Consider the following 1,681-nt stretch of genomic DNA (forward strand, 5'->3'; position numbering starts at 1 on the left):
CCCTTTGGTTCACAGTGGTTTAACACCACAAAAGTTAGGATAATATTTCCTTAATAATGAGCAAAGATGACGCTACGATAGAGCGTCATCCTTGCTCATGCCTGCGGTGTTTACTCCTTAAGACCAAGATACTCCAGTAGGTCTTTCTTCTGGCGGATGTTCTTCCACTTTTTACCGGTGTCTTTGATAACATCGTCTTCTAGCGTTGCCAACGCCTGATTTTTTTGCTCTGTAGAGACAAAAATATAGCGCATGGTCGTGTTGATGTCCGCATGCCCCATCAGTCGTTGGATGGCTACGATATTGAGATGTTGCTCTAGCCAATGACTGGCCCGGGCATGGCGTAGCTGGTGGCAGTGCATATGATCGGGCACGGCGGGATTCCTGCTATGCGCTTTCTGGGCGTATATTTTCAGCCGCTTGTTGACCCCTTCTTGAGTGAGTTTCTTTTTCCCTCCATCATACTGACCGAAGAACAATAAGTCATTGGGATGAGGCTGTTTGCCATGGAACATCTCAATGTAACCCTTTAGGACTTTGGCTACCTCTTTCAGTATGGGTGGCGACCTTCTTTTAGCCCCCTTCCCCAAGACAGCCAGATAGTTTTTACCATGCGGCTCATGGAGATGGATGTCGGCCATTTTTAGCGAGAGCACCTCGTCAATACGGGCCCCGATACTGTACATCAGATAGAATAGCGTAAAATCACGTTTCCCGATCTTGGTTTTCAGATCAATGACCGTAAAAAGTGTCTTGATAGCCACTTGGGTTATTTCCACCTGGGCCGGTCTGACATAGCGCATCTGCCTAACGTCCCGGGCTTCCATTGCTATTTGGATAAAGCGAATGTCTTTTTTGCTCAAGAACGTAAGAAAGTTCTTCAAGCCGGCCAGCCGTTGATTACAGGTAGCGGGGGAGCAGCTTCTTTCGTTTTTTAGCCACAACATCCATTCCTGGATATGCGCTAGTGAAAAGCTATCGCCTGAAAGCGTGTTACCATTGGTTGACTTGACATTTTTCAAGAAGAGGGCGTATAGGGTCATCGCTTCGTGGTAGGCCCGCAGCGGATGAGGGCTCAGTGCCCTGATCTGGGGAAGATATACGTTCTCCCACTCACGTATTGCCTTAGCAATGACTAAGGATTCAGTCCGTTTCTTCATCGTCAAAAAAGTTAGTAAGGTCAGGTAATAGGTCGTGAAGCGCTGGCCCGGTCAATGCTTCTAATTGCTTAAAGAACAAAGGAACCAGTTGATAGTAGTAGCAGGTGCTTTCAATTTTCCGGTGCCCCATGCTGCGGCTCAAGTATAGCAGCTGGTCAAACCACTCCGTACCGTCATAATCCCAACCATTGATATTGGTCACCGCGTAAAGGCTACGCAGATCGTAAGCTCGGGCTGGTTCACTGGAGATGGTTTTCCAGATAGTTCTAAAGATCTTGGCTTGCCAAGAGATTCCATAAAAGTTGCCCTGGTAGTTCGGGAAAAATATTCTCCTACCCGGCATCAGTCGTTCCATCGCCTCGTCATACTGCTTTAACAAGTCCCACATGGTGGGATGCAAGGCCACTCGGTGTTGATCCAACCCTTTAGAATGGGCAATATGGATGATGCCATGGGTGAGATCAACATCTTCACATTGTAGCATACGAGCCTCGTTAGTACGCATACCGGTACTGTAAAGC

General features: G+C 47.7%; 2 protein-coding genes. Both read right to left on the reverse strand.

Translation table 11 applies throughout. The features are described 5' to 3' along the window. Positions 1–110 precede the first annotated feature (110 nt). Positions 111–1,160 (reverse strand): tyrosine-type recombinase/integrase, encoded by a 1,050-nt coding sequence (locus WBA11_RS05800; protein WP_424519767.1) that lies wholly within the window; start codon positions 1,158–1,160, stop codon positions 111–113. Beyond that, on the reverse strand, positions 1,144–1,681 hold a 538-nt coding region (locus WBA11_RS05805; RefSeq protein WP_424519768.1), incomplete at its 5' end, for a tyrosine-type recombinase/integrase. The genes WBA11_RS05805 and WBA11_RS05800, both read right to left, overlap by 17 nt.

It is taken from the genome of Rubrivirga sp., from assembly GCF_049648075.1.
Classification (GTDB): domain Bacteria; phylum Bacteroidota; class Rhodothermia; order Rhodothermales; family Rubricoccaceae; genus Rubrivirga.

Coding starts and splice junctions, on each gene's coding strand:
- WBA11_RS05800 (WP_424519767.1), bottom strand. CDS start 1,160: ATGAAGAAACGGACTGAATCCTTAGTCATTGCTAAGGCAATACGTGAG.